Genomic DNA, 16,765 nt, shown 5'->3' with positions numbered 1-16,765 from the left:
TACAAATTTCTTTACCATGGAGTGGTCATAGAAAAGTTAACACATTGTTATAATATCAAATTTTCAGATTAGGCTTCACATATTTCAGGAGTAATTCAATTCATTTTGTAAAAATAATAAGGAGTTCAAAACCATTGCGTATCCCTTACGCAACCTTTATCTTTGTTGCTAATCTAGTTAATGGAAACACTTTAGAACTTCATAGGATGTTAGTTTTGTTCTGAATATTTTCCCTTAACCCTTAACCCTTAACCCTTAACCCTTAACCCTTAACCCTTAACCCTTAACCCTTAACCCCTAAAAATATGCCCGGATTTGAAGTTTTTGGCGCCGAAGAACGCAAACATGTAAGTGATGTTTTAGAAAGTGGAGTGCTTATGCGCTACGGTTTCGACGGAATGCGAAACGGACATTGGAAGGCCAAAGAGTTTGAAAAGGCTTTCGCCGAAAAAATGCAGTCGCAATATTGTCAGTTGGTGTCCAGTGGAACCTCCGCCTTAACCTGCGCCTTAGCTGCTGCCGGAATTGGAGCAGGGGATGAGGTTATCATGCCAACGTTCACCTTTGTAGCCAGTTTCGAATCTATTATGATGCTAGGCGCTGTTCCTGTTTTAGTAGATATCGACGATACCTTGACTCTGGACCCCAAAGCCGTGGAAGCTGTCATTACACCCAAAACACGCTGCGTAATGCCGGTGCATATGTGTGGCTCTATGGCCGACTTAAATGCTTTGAGAGCAATATGTGATAAACACGGACTTATCCTTCTTGAAGATGCCTGTCAGGCTTTAGGCGGAACGTACAACGGAGAACCTCTGGGAAGTATTGGAGATTTGGGTTGTTTCTCCTTCGATTTTGTAAAAACTATTACCTGTGGTGAAGGCGGAGGAATTATTACCAACAATAAAATCTATGCCGAGCGTTTGGATCAGTTTCAGGATCATGGACACGATCACGTGGGAACCGATAGGGGAGCAGAGTCACACCCAACGCTGGGATATAATTTTAGAATTTCCGAATTACATGCCGCCGTGGGCTTGGCGCAATTGGAAAAACTGGACGGAATTCTAAAAGCGCAAAAAGAGCATTATACAATCCTTAGAGACAGCCTTGCCGCTATCGACGGAGTTACGTTTAGACGTGTTCCGGAAGGCGGAGAAGAAAACTATTCTTTTTTGAATTTTTTCCTGCCTACTGAAGCGCTTACTCAAAAAGCCCATAAAGCATTGAAAGAAGCAGGTGTAGATGCTTGTTTTTACTGGTACACCAATAACTGGCATTACATAAAGGGGTGGGAACATCTTCGGAATTTTAAATCGTTAGGACGGCTTCCTGAAGAAATTCAAAAGCAGATGCAAGATCTCAATACAACAGACTTCTCAAAAAGTGACTACTGGATGGGAAGAACCATTTCATCTTTGGTAAAAATTTGTTGGAGTGAAGCAGAGGTGAAGCAGCGAGCTGCGTTAATTGCCGATGTTGTAAAAAAAGTGCTATCTTGAAACCTTAACCTCGCCGAACATACACGGTTTATATCCGCAACACATGAAAAATATACTCTTCAGCCTATTATTAGTAATAGGAGCTTTGCTTTTGAGTAAAGCTTCGATTGCACAAACAACGCAAATTGGTGTTATTGACAGTACTACTGCGAAACCCAGTAAATGGAAATTTGGGGTAGGTTTTGGTTTAAGCTTTGTGGGAGGCACCAATATCAGCCTAGCTCCTAATCTAACCTATAAACTGAGTGAAAAAGTTAGTTTAGGTGGTGGAATACAAGGGAGTTATTCAGCAATAAAAGATGTTCAAAGTACAACTACCTATGGTGCCAATGTAATCTCGCAATACAGCCCCATAAAAAAAATAACCCTCTTAGTCGAATTTGCCGAATTAAAAGTCGCCACTGAAACCGAAACACCTGAAGGTAAGGTAAAAGATGATTTTTGGGATTCAGCTTTGTTCGTTGGAGCGGGCTTTAATATCAATGAAAAAATATCGGTAGGTGCAAAGTATAATGTGCTCTACAAGGAGGATGAAAGTGTGTACACAAGTCCCATTATTCCATTTGTAAACATAACGTTTTAGAAATTCAATTTTCCGAGTAAAAGAAGTAAGAACAAAGTCTTCCGGTAACAGTACTAATTCATTTACTGCGTAATTAGCAATTTCTTCAACCGAAACGGAATTCCTAAAACGCTTACAATCGGTGTTGGATAAACATATAATGGATCCGGAATTTACAAGTGTCCTATTTGTAAAGCACATGCAAACAGGCCGCTCACCGCTACATAGAAAATTGCAGGCATTAAGAAATATGACTACCAGTGAATTATCCGCTCTCGTGGGTTAAAACATTCCAAAGAACACCTTGAAAAATCTGATGCTTCTATTTCGGAAATAGCCGATTCAGTTGGACACGTCACCCCCTCCTATTTTATTAAATATTTCAAACCAGCCTGTAACACTAGAGCTAGCGGGTTTTCTCCTAGATAATAGAAAGTCGCGTTACATATCTTCCATGAATTGTTACAATAGTAGCATGCCCTTTCATCACTTACGTATAGGTTTGTGAAATCCCAATTAATTAATCCTTTCGTTGTTACAGATGAAAAAGGTAAAGCCTGCCTTTATTGGAGATATTCAAGAGAATTTCTGAAATCAATAATGAGGCATATTGCCGAAAATAAAAAAATAAAGATAAAATATACTTGAGTATAGATCATATTAAAAAAAGGGGAAAAATCAATTACACATACTGCTGAATAATAAAGTTTTAAAATCGGTAAAAATTAGTAAATCAAAATGAATCAGTTATTATTTATGAAAAATCAATTTCAAACGATACTATATCTTTTAATAGCAGTCTATATGTTTAGCTGCAATCAAAACAGCACTAAAAGTGCTTCAACAGCTATTAAACAAGAAAATGCTTCCAACGCCGCTATCCAAGTTACGTTAGAAGACAAGTTGTATACGATGCAACAAAGTAATATAGAACCTAATATTAAACGAATTTTTAAGAAAGATTCGATACTCCTTGAGTTTTGGGAAGACGGCAATCCGCTTAAACTAAACTTAAATTTAACAAACACCGATATTCTCGAGAATGGTGCTGCTACCTATACGATACCCGATATAAACCATCCCAGGGTAAAAGTTGACTTAAATTTTTTCAATGCTGAAAGAGATGTAACATCAATCAACAAACGTATCATTTTCAGAAAAGGAATCATCAATATCACTAAAATTTCTGAGAGCAATTTAGAAATGACGTTTGAAGGCGAAGGAAGCGGTGCTTTGGAATACGGTAAAAACTTTCCCATTTCGGGAGAAGTATTTATCACATATTAAAATACATAATGAAGATTAAAAAAAGAAATAAGAACTAAATAAGAAATAAAGTCATGAAAACTAAGTATCTACTCTCTTTTCTTTTATGTGTAATGCTATCTATACCATCAGCAGAAGCTCAATTCTTTAAAAAGCTAAAGAAAAAAGCCGAAAACGCCGCAGAACGAACCGTCCTCAATAAAACAGATCGGGAGGTCTCAAAAACGACCGACAAAACCATAGACGGTGTTATAAAAGGTGGCAATGAAACCAATAAGGGTGAACCAGAGATCGAAAAAGAAGAACCAACCGACGAGCAAAAGCAAGAAGCAGAGAAAAGCGTGATGTCTATATTTGGAGGGAGTTTAGAAGGTCTGCCGGATACGTACGAGTTTCAGTACGTTATGGATATGAAACTTACGACCAAAAAAGATGAAATGGAAATGAAATATTATATCCAGCCGAATGCTACCTATTTCGGCAATGCCATTGCAGACGAAAGAGCCACTAGTGTGATTGTGTACGATATGGAAAATCAGGCCATGGTTACTTTTATGGACAATGGCACTCAAAAAATGGCGATGAAAACCCGTATGCCTTTTGACGACGCCGCACTTAAAGAAATGGCTAAAAATGATACAAACCAAGAAGATATAGACATCACACCCTTGCCCAGTAAAACCATATTAGGGTACCACTGTAGGGGCTATCAAATTGAACAAAAAGACGGAGTGAGTAAATTTTATATCACCAATGAAGCACCCGTAAGTTTTGTTGGCGTATTCTCAAGTATCGAACAAATGCCCAAGTCAGGTTACAATGCTACCATTCCGTTTGATGAAAACTCGATGATCATGGAAATGGAGTATATCTCCAATAAGAGAAAACGGGATAATATGCACATGATTTGTACAAAGTTGGAGAAAGATTCTATCACTATTAGCAAGTCCGAATATAAAATAGGGCTATAATAATCCTTTAAATCTATTTTAAAATGAAAATTAGAAATCTATTACTTGTATTTTTTATGGCAACAATGCCAGTTGCCATTGTTGCACAAGCTCCTATAGGAGGGAGCGTTTTTGAGATTACACAAAATGCACAAAAAGAGGCAAAGGGAGAAGCAGATGATGCTGCAGATATGGAAAACTTTGAAAAGGGACTGGAAGCTCTAGGAATAAGTCTTGGAGAAACAAGTGAAATGCCTGTCGAAATTAGATGTATTAAGCTAATGGGCGATCATGCAATAAATATGGCTTTAGTTCAGAGTAAAATCGAGTCACCCAATAGTTGCCTTGCAAAAAAGGAATTATTAGAAATGCAAGCATTGCAGGTACTCTCTGCGGGAACTCGAATTTATTGCCCAGAAGAACTTTATAGTCAGTTAGGATATTATGGAAGATCAATTATTGAATTATATGTATTAGGTAAATCCGACAATAATGAACCGGGATTTAAAGAGCTCAAAGAAGCATTAGACAAAATTCAAGAAGCTGCAGTACTCTTTGGAAACCCTTATGCAAAAAATCCAGTTAATTTCATACGGGCTATGGATGAAGATTACAAATTATATGCTAGTAGAGGAGGTGATATCGATGCTTTTATAAAAAAAATATTAGATCTCAATGATACTCAATGGAAAAGTATACAGGAAGAATTTTTTACTCAATTATTGGATTATATCACTTATTTCGATTCACCAATATTTATGCTAAAACGATCAAATCAAATTAATTACTTACTAGAGAATTTACCTTGTAAATAAGTACTACCATTATGAAAAATTTAAAAGAACTAACAAGAATCCTATTTTTATCTCTCCTTTTGGTTTCCTGCGGCAATGAATCCAAAAAAGTAGGAAAAGAAATTGAAAACTCCACCCAATCAATTAGTAATGCCAAAAATGTAGTGAACGATGCTTCAGAGATGGAAGAGAACATCAGGCAATTACGTAAAAAAGAATATCTCACCAAAGAACAATGGGAATCTTGGCTGCCAAAAGTGTTGCTAGATATGCCAATTACATATCAACAATTAAACTTTATGCCGGGACTTGGCTCCTGTGGGGCGACCTATAAAATAGGAAATAAAAGCATACGGGTGATGGTTATTGACGGTGCCGGTGAAAAAGGGGCTAGTGGGGTTGGTCCTTACCGTATGTCTAGCAAAATGGACTACGATTCTAAAGACGAGTGGGGCTCCACAAAAACCGTAGTAATTGATGGCATAAAAGCTAAAAAAAGCTATGTAAAAACAAGTGGGATGTACAGTCTTTCTATGTTTTATAACCATCGTTTTGCAATAGATATCGAAGCACATAATTTTTCAGAAGATAAATTGGCTGAAATAGTAAAAGAACTCAATTTGAGTGAACTGAAAAAATTCTAAAAAGATGAAACACTTTGTATTTTTATTTGTAATACTGCTATGTTTAAGTTGTAATGAAAAAACAAACTCTCAAACCAATGAAGCAACTTCTAATTCCAATGTTACTGAAACTTCAAAAATAACTGAAACGAAAGAAACTAGTGATACCAATGACCAAGACGACTGGTATTGGCAAAATACCCAAATGAGTGAGAACAACACATTTGAAAGTTGGGAACAGGGTGCTGTCGATTTGGTCATGTTGTACCGATACGGGAACAATCAAAACACGCCGAAAACCCTTGAAGTGGGAAGTATTGATGAAAATGGTAAAATAACCATCAATCTACCGGAGAATATCCAGACCGAAACCAAATTGGGAAATTTACAGAACTTAGTGTTTTACGATATTCAGGATATATCCAAATTCATTTATACCATTCCGGAAGCAGGATATTTTGGAAAGACCACGATAAATGTAATGAAAGATGGAGCTACAATTGGGACGCTAACCTTAGGTAATTCGGTTCGGGTTACGTACAACCTTACCAACCAGAGTACATTAAGCATGGGAGATGAAGGATATATTATCTCCTGGATCTATCTGGATAGCGCAGCGCGAATGCAAGGAACCGAAATAACCAACAATACAGTTCGTAGGGATGGAACAAAGCCTATTGAAACCGAAAATACCGTAGCGTATGACCTCGAATATAAACCCGGCTGGAACCTTGTTAAAACTGAAGTAATTGGAAAATATGACTTAAAACATGAACGTGGTCTTAATGCATCTTGGTTTAAAAAACATGAACATACTGTGATTTCAGAAATACCGAAGGACGCCAATTATTTCTTTAGAAAACAGAATGATTATTAATGAGGTTATTTTAAAATCTTATATTTATTATCATATTGAATGGCATAATTTAGAAACGTAAAACCACTAAATATATGAAAAGCATAAGTCTCCATTTATTTTTATTATCGATCTCTATAGCTGTGTTTTCAAGTTGTAAAAGCGATAAAAAGGCTGAACAATTTGAAGAAGCTGCAAGCGCGCTGGAAGAAGGTGTAAAAGAGCCTTCAAATGTTATTGATATTATCACACGCAGTATGGAGTTTCAAAGTGTAGATACCATCACGTCCGGTTGGAATACCTTTAAATACCAAAATCTATCAAACGAAACTCATTTTTTCTTAATGGATAAATATCCGGAAGGAAAAAACGTCACACATACCCTGGAGGAAGTGGCTCCTGTATTTGAAGAAGGGATGAAGCTTATTAACGAAGGGAAAAGCGAAGAGGGTTTTGCTGCATTTGGAAAGTTGCCAAAATGGTTTGGAGACATAGTTTTTTCAGGAGGCTCCGGACTCATTGGCCCAAAAAATACAGCGGTTACAACCATTCATTTAGAACCCGGCTATTATATTATGGAGTGTTATGTGAAAATGCCAAATGGCATGTTTCATACCTCTATGGGAATGGCTAAACCCATTATTGTAACTACTGAGGATAGCGGAAATACACCACCGGAGCCTACAATTAACATTACCGTTTCAAATGAAAATGGAATTGTTTACGACAAAGCAATTACCAAAGGAAAACACGTGTTCTCAGTTTTTTATAAAGAACAAAAACATCACGAAAATTTTATGCAGCACGATGTAAATTTAGTGAGATTGGAAGCGAATGCAAGTGTTGAGGAGCTCGAAAAATGGATGGATTGGTCAGACCCAAAAGGCTTAATAACACCCGTTCCTCAGGGTACAACTTTTTTAGGCGGAGTAAATGATATGCCGGCCGGGAGAACAGGTTATTTTTATGCCGATTTAAATCCCGGCAGATATGCATTCATCTCAGAAGTGCCTAATTCACGAATAAAAGGTCTTTTAAAAGAATTTGAAGTAAAAGATTAGTAAGCGACGTATTCCATAATCTCCAATCCGTAGCCAATCATTCCCACACGCTTGGTTTGCTCGCTGTTAGAAATGAGTCGAATTTTATGAATTCCGAGATCATGTAAAATTTGTGCTCCAATGCCAAAATCCTTGTTGTCCATTACAATTCGGGGTGCTTTTACAACCTCACCTTCGGTTTGAGATTCTTTGAGTTCTTTGAGACGTTTTAGTAAGTTCAAAGACTGACTCTGTTGATTGATAAAAACAATGGCGCCTTTCCCGTCCTCATTGATCACATTGAACATATCGTCCAATTTCTGTTCGGCATTGTTGGTGAGCGTTCCCAGAATGTCACCGTTTACGAGAGTGGCATTTACACGCACCAAAACGGGTTCGTTTTCCTTCCAGGTTCCTTTCGTTAAGGCAATATGTACCTGATCGTTGGTCGTTTGTTTGTAGGCTCTTAAGCGATAATTTCCAAACCTGGTATTTATATTGAAATCTTCTTCTTTTTTAATCAAGGAATCATGTTCCATTCGATAGGCAACCAGATCCTCGATAGAGATTATTTTTAAATCGAATTTCTTGGCAACCTTCATCAGTTGCGGCAATCTTGCCATGGTGCCGTCCTCGTTTAAGATTTCTACTAAAATTCCTGCAGGTTGCAATCCGGCCAACCGCGCCAGGTCGATTGTCGCTTCGGTATGTCCGGTACGGCGTAATACGCCCCCTGTTTTAGCTTTTAGCGGAAAAATATGTCCGGGTCTGCCCAAATCGCTTGGTTTGGTAGTGGGGTCAACCAGGGCTTGAATGGTTTTGGCTCTGTCGTGCACCGAAATACCCGTAGTACAACCATAACCAATTAAATCTACCGAAACCGTAAACTGAGTGTGATGTAAAACAGTATTGTTTTCAACCATCATATTCAAATCTAAGGCATTGCAGCGTTCTTCGGTAAGGGGTGCGCAAATCAAACCGCGGCCATTGGTTGCCATAAAGTTAATCATCTCGGGGGTCACACGTTCGGCGGCTGCAATAAAGTCACCCTCATTTTCGCGATTTTCATCGTCTACAACAATAATAATCTTACCATTCTTGATGTCTTCAATGGCTTCGGAAATAGTATTCAGTTGAATCGACATATTTTTTTCAGTAGTAATCATAGCAATATTTGAAAGTGCAAAGATATTGAAAACTAAACTCTTTGTCGATTGCTATTCCTTCTTTTTAAACAAACCGGTAATTCGTTGTAAGAATGTATCAATATCAAAAATTCCTTGATCGGTTGTGGCGCGATAGGTTAGCCAGATGCTTAGCGGTAACATAATTACCGTGCTTAACCAACTGGCGATAAACGGATGCATGGTTCCATCTTCGGCACTGTTTTTTGCAAAAATACCTATAAAGTGATAGGTTAAAAATAACAAGATCGCAACAACCATAGGAAGTCCCATTCCTCCTTTTCTAATAATCGCTCCCAGAGGTGCACCTACAAAAAAGAGGATGATACAGGCCAACGCCAACACATACTTTTCGTGCAGCGCAATCTCATGTTTATTAAGACGCTTGGTCTTAATTTGGAATTCGGTTTTTTTAGCCTTTACAGTTTGAAGCGTCCCTCGAACATTAGTGAGAGCCAAATCGAGAATTTCACTCTGTTGCTTTTCATTATAGAAATCTACAATAGTGGTAAACGGCCGGATAGTATCAGGTTTCACGGGTTGTGATATACCAAATTTTGTCGCTCCGGTACGAATATGCATATTTTCTGAAAAGACTGCAATATCTTTGGTATAGCTGTTGGAAAGGGAATCAATTTCTACAAACAACTCACTTATTTTGTACATATTGTGGTTGTTCACTTCGTTTTCCTTGTCTATATCGGTGTCGTTAAATTTGGTTAGGTCAATATTGATGGTATAGGTTTCAAAATAGCTCTTTGCAAATGGCTTTCGCATTTGTTTTTTAGGATCTTTTACCTGTACGTCGTCGTAATAATAACCATCGTTCAAAATCAAGGAAAGCGTATTACTGCCTTCTTCACTCGCAAGCTCGCCATTATCGGCAATAATGACTGTGTAGTTGCCATTGGGACGCATGCTGTTCTTTTTATGAATCACAATGTCATTGAGGAATTGATCGCGGTCTCCGCTTTTCTTTGATACTTTTATATTGAAATCGTCTCCTATCTGACTGAATTGCCCTTCCGATATAACCATCGACGGACTCACTTGGGCAATATTCCTACGAAGATTCTGCCATTTGTATTCCGAATAGGGAATCACATCGTTCGCAAAGAAAAAGGCAACTGCTGCCAATACCAAAATAAAGACAGTGAGACTTCGCATAGCGCGTTGCAACGAGATTCCGGTAGATTTCATGGCGGCGAATTCATACTTTTCAGAAAAGCTTCCAAATACCATTAATGACGTAACTAGAATCGTAAGCGGTAGTACCAATGGAATTAGTCTGGGAGATACATACCACAAAAATTTAAGTACTATCCATACATCCAGATCTTTTCCTGCAAGTTCACTTATATACAACCAAATAGTTTGCAATACGAAAATGAACATTAAAATAATGAAGACGCTAAAAAACGTCTTCAAATAGGTGACCAGTATGTAGCGATCTAAAATTTTCAAACCATTTGCTAGTCAAGCTTATTGATGTAGTAACCATCTTGCTTGAACTTCGCTTCATCAAAGGTAAAAAGAGTTTTGGACAAAGGCTGATTGGTTTTAAAAGAATTTACTGTAAGGGTGTATTTTGTTCCCTTAGCGTCTGTCTGAATTAATTTGTAGATGTGTTTCGTCTGTACATCAATCCCCAAAAGCACATCCTTCATTTCGGCTTTCGAATCGATAGGAATTAATTTAACGTACTGAATTTTTCTGCCCTTTACATTCTGAACGATGTCCATTTTGTAGGTATAGCCCTTTTCATAAAAGGTCAACAATTTTGAAGGCGTCACGTCTTTATCATCCTGCGGATTGTAAGTAGAAATAGTCACTTCTTCGTCTTCAGGGACAATCGTGTAAATATTCTTTCCGTCGAACATACGGGTAGTACCCATCATATTCAATACGTATTTATTCCCTGAAAGGGTAACATCTCCACGTGTATCCTGATTTACCTTTTCTTGGGTGTTGCTCAGGTTGTATTTAAAATCAATAAGAATATTATCGTAGCTTTTTGCTTTCGCTGAAACTTCGTTCAACAGCGTTTTTGCCTCCTGTGCAGAAGCAAATGACATTGTGAAAAGTGTAATGACTAATACGGCTAACTTTTTCATTTTAATAAGTATTACTTTCGTTTTCTAATAGTTGGTTTAATGCGTCGATGGTTGGAACGAGTACCTGTCTGGCTTTACTACCTTCAAATGGACCAACAATACCTGCGGCCTCTAATTGGTCGATAATTCGTCCGGCGCGGTTGTAGCCCAGTTTCAGCTTCCTTTGCAACAGGGAGGCGGAACCTTGTTGTGCAATTACAAGCACTTCGGCAGCTTCGCGAAACATTTTATCACGTTCCTCAATACTAATATCAAGATTTGTGCCACCTTCTTCTCCTTCGTATTCCGGTAAGAGATGTGCATCGGGATATGCTTTTTGAGACCCTATAAATTCGGTAATATCTGCTACTTCAGGAGTGTCTACAAAAGCGCATTGAAGTCGCGTAAGATCGTTTCCTTGTGTAAATAACATATCTCCACGTCCAATTAACTGGTCGGCCCCCGAACTATCCAAAATAGTACGGGAATCTATCTTACTGGTTACTCTAAAAGCAACTCGGGCAGGGAAATTCGCCTTAATGATACCCGTAATTACATTTACCGAAGGACGTTGTGTCGCAATAATCAAGTGAATTCCAATAGCACGAGCTAACTGCGCAAGACGTGCAATGGGTGTTTCCACCTCTTTTCCGGCAGTCATAATCAAATCGGCAAACTCATCTACTACCAAAACAATATAAGGTAAATAACGATGTCCTTCATGCGGATTCAATTTACGCGCCTTGAATTTGGTGTTGTATTCTTTTATATTCCGCACCATCGCCTCTTTTAGCAAGTCGTAACGGGCGTCCATTTCCATACACAACGAATTAAGGGTATAAACCACCTTGGTAGTGTCTGTAATAATGGCTTCTTCGGTGTCCGGTAGTTTTGCCAGGTAATGCCGTTCGATTTTATTGAAAAGGGTTAATTCTACCTTTTTGGGATCTACCAACACAAATTTTACTTCGGCGGGATGCTTTTTATAAAGGAGCGAGGTGAGAATGGCATTGAGTCCCACCGATTTCCCCTGTCCTGTTGCTCCGGCCATTAGCAGGTGAGGCATTTTTGCAAGATCCACTACAAATGTTTCGTTACTAATGGTTTTACCAAGTGCCAGCGGTAATTCCATTTCGGCATTTTGAAATTTAGGCGAAGCAATCACCGAACGCATAGAAACTATTTTTGGAGTTTTGTTGGGAACTTCAATCCCTATGGTCCCACGTCCCGGAATAGGAGCTATGATACGAATTCCCAAGGCCGAAAGTGATAGGGCAATATCGTCTTCCAGATTTTTAATTTTTGAAATTCTAATTCCTGCTTCAGGAACAATTTCATACAAGGTTACAGTAGGTCCAACCGTAGCTTTGATATTGGCGATTCCAATTTTGTAATTGCTGAGCGTATTTACAATTCGGTTTTTATTTTCTTCCAGTTCCTCCTGATTAATCGTAATTCCTTTGCCTCCTGTATAGTCCTTAAGCAATTCGATGGTTGGAAACTTAAAGTTACTGAGTTCTAAGGTGGGGTCGAATTCGCCAAAATCTTCGACTAATTTTTTACTGAGATTTGCTTCGACGGTCTCTTCTTCGGGGGCTTGAGCAATCTCCATTTCAACGTCAGATTCTTCTCTATTTGCTACTACCGGGGTAGTTGTTTTTAATGTAGGTTCTTCCGGTTCTTCCTCTTCTTCGGAAGTGGTTATCTCTAATTTTGAGTCGGGGACTAGGGCTTCGACAACGTCCTTTTCATAGTCTGTTTGCGCAATCGTTTCTTCTGAAGGTATTCCTGAAGAAAAGTCGGTTGCAATTTCCTTCTTTGTTTTTTTAAGAGCTGAAGTTACATGCTCGGGAGTCACCTTCAGTCGAACTACCAGATAGATAATCGCCAAAAATGTCATGAGTAGAATTGTACCTATAAGTCCCAGATAATCCTGTAAAAGGTCATTTGTTTCAAAACCAATGGTTCCGCTTAATAAGGTAGTTTTTTCCTTAAAAAATCCGAAAAAAACAGCAATCCAAATCATTAATAAAATTCCCCAGAACCAAAAGCGTTTGAGTTGTTTCTTGGCATAATCGAAAAAATAGTAAACTCCGGTAAGTGCAATAAGAAAAGCCGGGATAAAGGCTGCAATCCCGAAACCATCGTAGACAAAAAAGTTTCCAACGTGGGCGCCAAACTTGTTCAGCCAGTTTTTTGCTTCAGCTTCGCGATCTACTACGAGACCTATTTCACTTTGGTCGGTCTGCCAAGTGAAAAAATAGGATACGATAGAAAATAACAAAGCCAAGCCCAGTAAGAATAGAAAGCTACCCAATAAAATTTTTTGTTGCTTGGATAGCGTAAAAGAGATTTTTTTACGAGGTGTTGCAGGTTTTTTAGATGTAGCGGTTTTCTTTTTCGCCATGTAAGGTTGGGTTGACTTTGAGCAAAAATACAAATATCAAACGTTCCATACTACATAAAATTTTCTAAATGGTGAGAATCCTTTCAGCTCAACAGATTGTACATTACTAGCAGTTTATTATCACGTTTCCATTGTATTGACCTTTGCTTATTACTCACTGCTTAGGGAGCTGAAGACTGAGATTAAATACACAGAGTGGCGCATTAAAACTTAGGAATATAAATAATACATGCAATCACAACTGCGGCAACTGCGGCAAAAAAGACGGCTCCGGCAGCGACATCTTTTATATATCCAATCTTATTGTGAAAGTCGGGGTGTACAAAATCGGCCATCTCTTCGGCGGCAGTATTAAGTCCTTCCACACTCATAACCAGCCCAATTGCTAAAATCTGAAACATCCACTCAATCTCTGAAATTTCAAAGTAAAAACCGGCAATAGTTACCCCCACTACAATAAAGGCCTGTACTTGGATACTGGGTTCATTTTTAAGCAGCATCCATGCTCCTTTAGTTGCGTACCCAAATCCTTTAAGGCGTTTGCCTAAATAAGTATTCCACATTATTTCAATGCATTTAGCGCAGCTTCATAATCCGGTTCCTGGGCAATATCGGGAACCAGCTGCGAATAGATCACGGTATTGTTTTCATCGAGTACTAATACGGCTCTGGCCAATAAACCGGTAAAAGCACTTTTCACAATCAAAACGCCATAGTCATTTCCGAAATCTTCATTTTTGAAATCGGACAGCATTTCTACGTTTTCAAGCCCTTCGGCAGCACAAAATTGGGACTGTGCAAAGGGTAAATCTTTTGAAATACACAGTACTTTGGTGTTTTGTAGTTGAGAACTTTTCTCATTAAATTTCCGCAAAGCAGCAGCACAAACACCTGTTCCCACACTTGGGAAAATGTTTACTATTTTTCGGGCTTTGTCGTAATCGTGCAACGACTTTTCAGATAAATTAGTTGCCGTAAGTGTAAAGTTAGGGGCTGTCGAGTCTACTGCGGGTAAATTCCCGTTTGTAGCAGCCGGATTTCCGTCGAGCGTGATAGATGCCATATAAATCTAAATTTATTTCAAAGATAAAAATAGACATTCTTACTTAGTATTTTTCAGAATTGTACATAAAAAAACCCTTCCGGAATGGAAAGGGTTTTAAATTGAAACCAACCGTAATTTAAAAATTAAACTTAGTTTAATTGTTGTGTTAAATATTCTGCAACACCTTTTCTATCGGCATTCATGGCAGTAGCTCCTTCTTGCCAGTTGGCCGGACATACTTCCCCATTTTGCTGCACGTGGGTGTAAGCATCGATAAGACGTAAAAATTCGGACACGTTTCTGCCCAATGGCATGTGATTAATACTCTCGTGGAAAACGGTTCCTTCTTCGTCGATAAGATATGTAGCGCGATACGTTACATTATCTCCATCCACCAAAACGTTTCCGGTTTCTTCATCGTAACGTTCGTTGGTAATGTCGAGAATATCCAGTTGTGATGCCAGATTACGATTGCTGTCCGCAAGAAGCGGATAGGTAATTCCTTCGATTCCTCCATGATTTTTTGGGGTGTTTAACCAAGCGAAATGCACTTCGGCAGTGTCGCAAGAAGCGCCAATTACCAGCGTATTTCTTTTTTCGAACTCACCTATAGCCGCCTGAAAAGCATGTAATTCGGTTGGACAAACAAAGGTAAAGTCTTTTGGATACCAGAAAAGAATTACTTTTTTTCCTTCGGTTTTTGCTTTTGAAAGAATATTTATTTTTTGTGTAATTCCGGATCTATCGGTTGCGTTTACTTCAAGATTCGGGAACTTTTTTCCTACTAATGCCATTGATTTTATTTTGAATTTTAGTACTTATTTTGAGGCTGCAAAAGTACAAATTCAAAAGCCGAATAAAAAGTGAATGACACTTAAAGTTTTGTGAATATTTGCTGCAATTTAGCGAGGTAAATTTCCTCCTGAAAGTTGTTTTATTTTAATTCTGAATGCGGCAAAAAGCAAGGTCATAAACGGACTTAACCAGTTGAAAACCGCGTAAAAGAAATACTCTGCTACCCCAACTCCTAACACCGTGCTTTGATAAGCTCCACAGGTATTCCACGGAATTAATACCGAAGTTACCGTACCACTATCCTCTAACGTTCTTGAAAGATTTTCCGGGGCTAAACCTCGATCGTCGTATGCTTTTTTAAACATTTTTCCCGGAATTACAATGGCTAAGTATTGGTCGCTTGCAATGACGTTAAGTCCTAAGCAACTTACCACAGTACTCGCGAAGAGTCCAAATACTGATGAAGCCATTTTCAATAATTGATCGGTAATTCTTGCCAAGGCACCAATTCCGTCCATTACACCTCCAAACACCATAGCACAGATTATAATAAGAATAGTCCATAGCATTCCAAGCATACCTCCGGAAGAGAACAAATCATTCAGTTTTTCATTGTCCGTTTCAATCGCAGTATCTGTAAAAACTGCTTGAACAATTGTTCCAATGTTAGAATCTGAAATTTGCGCTAAAACGTCCCCTTGAAAAATTACAGCAAAAATCGCAGCTGAAACAACTCCGACAGATAAGGCGATAAGAGGCTTTGTTTTTGTTACAATTAGTACGATTACAATTGCAGGAACCACAAATAACCAAGGCGTGGTGTTGAAGGTGGAATCAATTGTTGTGAGCAGGCCGGATATATCTGCGTCCCCTGTAACGTCTACTGTAAAACTTAAAATTGCAAAAACAATAATTGTGATTAAAATAGTGGGTACAGTGGTCAATGCCATATAACGAATGTGGGTAAACAAATCGGTGCCTGCCATCGCCGGTGCAAGATTCGTTGTATCACTAAGGGGGGACATTTTATCCCCAAAGTAAGCTCCGGAAATTACAGCCCCTGCTATCATACCTGAATTTATTCCCAATGCAGAACCTATTCCAACCAATGCAATTCCAACGGTAGCGGAAGTTGTCCAGGAGCTTCCCGTGGCCACAGAAATAATTGCTGCAATAACTACTGATGCCGGGAGGAATATTTCCGGACTAAGCACTTGTAAACCATAGTACACCATTGCAGGGATTACCCCACTTATTAGCCAAGTACCTGCCAAAGCCCCAACGAGTAATAAAATTATGATAGGGACTAAAATACTTCTCCAGTTTTCCCAAACTTCTTCGGCCATTGTAGTGATCGATGTCTTATTGAAAAAACCAACAACAGCAGCTACTACTGCACCCATTAATAAAATAATTTGATTACTGTATTCGCCCATCCATTCCCCATCGGCAAAGAATATATTATAAGCCAAGAGACCCATTAAAATAACGACGGGAATTAAAGCTTCCCAAATATTGAGCTCTTTGTTCTCTACTATATGTTCGTCTTGAGGTCCTCCTGGTTTAATATCTTGACTTTGCATGGTTGGATTTTTTAGAATTGTAATGTTACGATTTTGTAAAAAGGTATGCAAGTACTTCAATGCAA

16 protein-coding genes are annotated in these 16,765 nt (G+C 38.6%); 8 read left to right on the top strand and 8 right to left on the bottom strand.

All coding sequences use genetic code 11. The features are described 5' to 3' along the window. Positions 1-305: 305 nt before the first annotated feature. The 8 genes from ATE92_RS13125 to ATE92_RS13090 all read left to right on the top strand — a co-directional run bounded on the left by ATE92_RS13125 (position 306) and on the right by ATE92_RS13090 (position 7,614). Positions 306-1,502 carry a DegT/DnrJ/EryC1/StrS aminotransferase family protein gene (locus tag ATE92_RS13125; RefSeq protein WP_100804146.1) on the top strand — a complete coding sequence of 399 codons (1,197 nt, stop codon included), beginning with the start codon at positions 306-308 and terminating at the stop codon, positions 1,500-1,502. 43 nt (positions 1,503-1,545) lie between these two features. Beyond that, positions 1,546-2,085, top strand: a complete 540-nt coding sequence (locus ATE92_RS13120) for a hypothetical protein (protein WP_100804145.1) — start codon at positions 1,546-1,548, stop codon at positions 2,083-2,085. Between the two features lie 717 nt (positions 2,086-2,802). After that, positions 2,803-3,351 carry a hypothetical protein gene (locus tag ATE92_RS13115; RefSeq protein ID WP_157809641.1) on the top strand — a complete coding sequence of 183 codons (549 nt, stop codon included), beginning with the start codon at positions 2,803-2,805 and terminating at the stop codon, positions 3,349-3,351. A 53-nt stretch (positions 3,352-3,404) separates the two neighbouring features. Further along, positions 3,405-4,301 carry a DUF4412 domain-containing protein gene (locus tag ATE92_RS13110; RefSeq protein ID WP_157809640.1) on the top strand — a complete coding sequence of 299 codons (897 nt, stop codon included), beginning with the start codon at positions 3,405-3,407 and terminating at the stop codon, positions 4,299-4,301. Positions 4,302-4,324: 23 nt separating this feature from the next. After that, complete coding sequence (locus ATE92_RS13105) at positions 4,325-5,095, top strand: hypothetical protein (RefSeq protein WP_100804142.1); 771 nt, start codon at positions 4,325-4,327, stop codon at positions 5,093-5,095. 11 nt (positions 5,096-5,106) lie between these two features. Further along, entirely contained in the window at positions 5,107-5,718 is a 612-nt protein-coding gene (locus tag ATE92_RS13100; protein WP_100804141.1) for a hypothetical protein, read from the top strand. A gap of 4 nt (positions 5,719-5,722) precedes the next feature. Then, a complete protein-coding gene (locus tag ATE92_RS13095) occupies positions 5,723-6,574 on the top strand; it encodes a hypothetical protein (RefSeq protein ID WP_100804140.1) in 852 nt (283 codons plus the stop codon). Positions 6,575-6,648: 74 nt separating this feature from the next. Next, positions 6,649-7,614 carry a hypothetical protein gene (locus ATE92_RS13090; protein WP_100804139.1) on the top strand — a complete coding sequence of 322 codons (966 nt, stop codon included), beginning with the start codon at positions 6,649-6,651 and terminating at the stop codon, positions 7,612-7,614. Here ATE92_RS13090 and ribB read toward each other — a convergent pair. The 8 genes from ribB to nhaC form a co-directional block, all read right to left on the bottom strand. Then, complete coding sequence (gene ribB / locus ATE92_RS13085) at positions 7,611-8,738, bottom strand: 3,4-dihydroxy-2-butanone-4-phosphate synthase (protein ID WP_232729163.1); 1,128 nt, start codon at positions 8,736-8,738, stop codon at positions 7,611-7,613. The genes ATE92_RS13090 and ribB overlap by 4 nt on opposite strands. A 72-nt stretch (positions 8,739-8,810) precedes the next feature. Further along, a complete protein-coding gene (locus ATE92_RS13080; RefSeq protein WP_100804137.1) occupies positions 8,811-10,241 on the bottom strand; it encodes an LptF/LptG family permease in 1,431 nt (476 codons plus the stop codon). Positions 10,242-10,249: 8 nt separating this feature from the next. Further along, entirely contained in the window at positions 10,250-10,891 is a 642-nt protein-coding gene (locus ATE92_RS13075) for an outer membrane lipoprotein carrier protein LolA (protein ID WP_100804136.1), read from the bottom strand. A 1-nt stretch (position 10,892) separates the two neighbouring features. Further along, positions 10,893-13,277, bottom strand: a complete 2,385-nt coding sequence (locus ATE92_RS13070; RefSeq protein ID WP_100804135.1) for a DNA translocase FtsK — start codon at positions 13,275-13,277, stop codon at positions 10,893-10,895. Positions 13,278-13,480: 203 nt separating this feature from the next. Further along, complete coding sequence (locus ATE92_RS13065; protein WP_100804134.1) at positions 13,481-13,840, bottom strand: diacylglycerol kinase family protein; 360 nt, start codon at positions 13,838-13,840, stop codon at positions 13,481-13,483. Further along, positions 13,840-14,340, bottom strand: a complete 501-nt coding sequence (tpx, locus tag ATE92_RS13060; protein ID WP_100804133.1) for a thiol peroxidase — start codon at positions 14,338-14,340, stop codon at positions 13,840-13,842. The genes ATE92_RS13065 and tpx overlap by 1 nt, the downstream gene beginning before the upstream one ends. Before the next feature lie 131 nt (positions 14,341-14,471). Further along, on the bottom strand, positions 14,472-15,116 hold the full coding sequence (locus ATE92_RS13055; protein WP_100804132.1) for a peroxiredoxin: 645 nt from the start codon (positions 15,114-15,116) through the stop codon (positions 14,472-14,474). Positions 15,117-15,224: 108 nt separating this feature from the next. After that, positions 15,225-16,700 (bottom strand): Na+/H+ antiporter NhaC, encoded by a 1,476-nt coding sequence (gene nhaC / locus ATE92_RS13050; protein ID WP_100804442.1) that lies wholly within the window; start codon positions 16,698-16,700, stop codon positions 15,225-15,227. Positions 16,701-16,765: the final 65 nt, after the last annotated feature.

The organism is Ulvibacter sp. MAR_2010_11, from assembly GCF_002813135.1.
Lineage (GTDB): Bacteria > Bacteroidota > Bacteroidia > Flavobacteriales > Flavobacteriaceae > Altibacter.
This window is presented reverse-complemented; position numbering and strand designations above follow the sequence as displayed.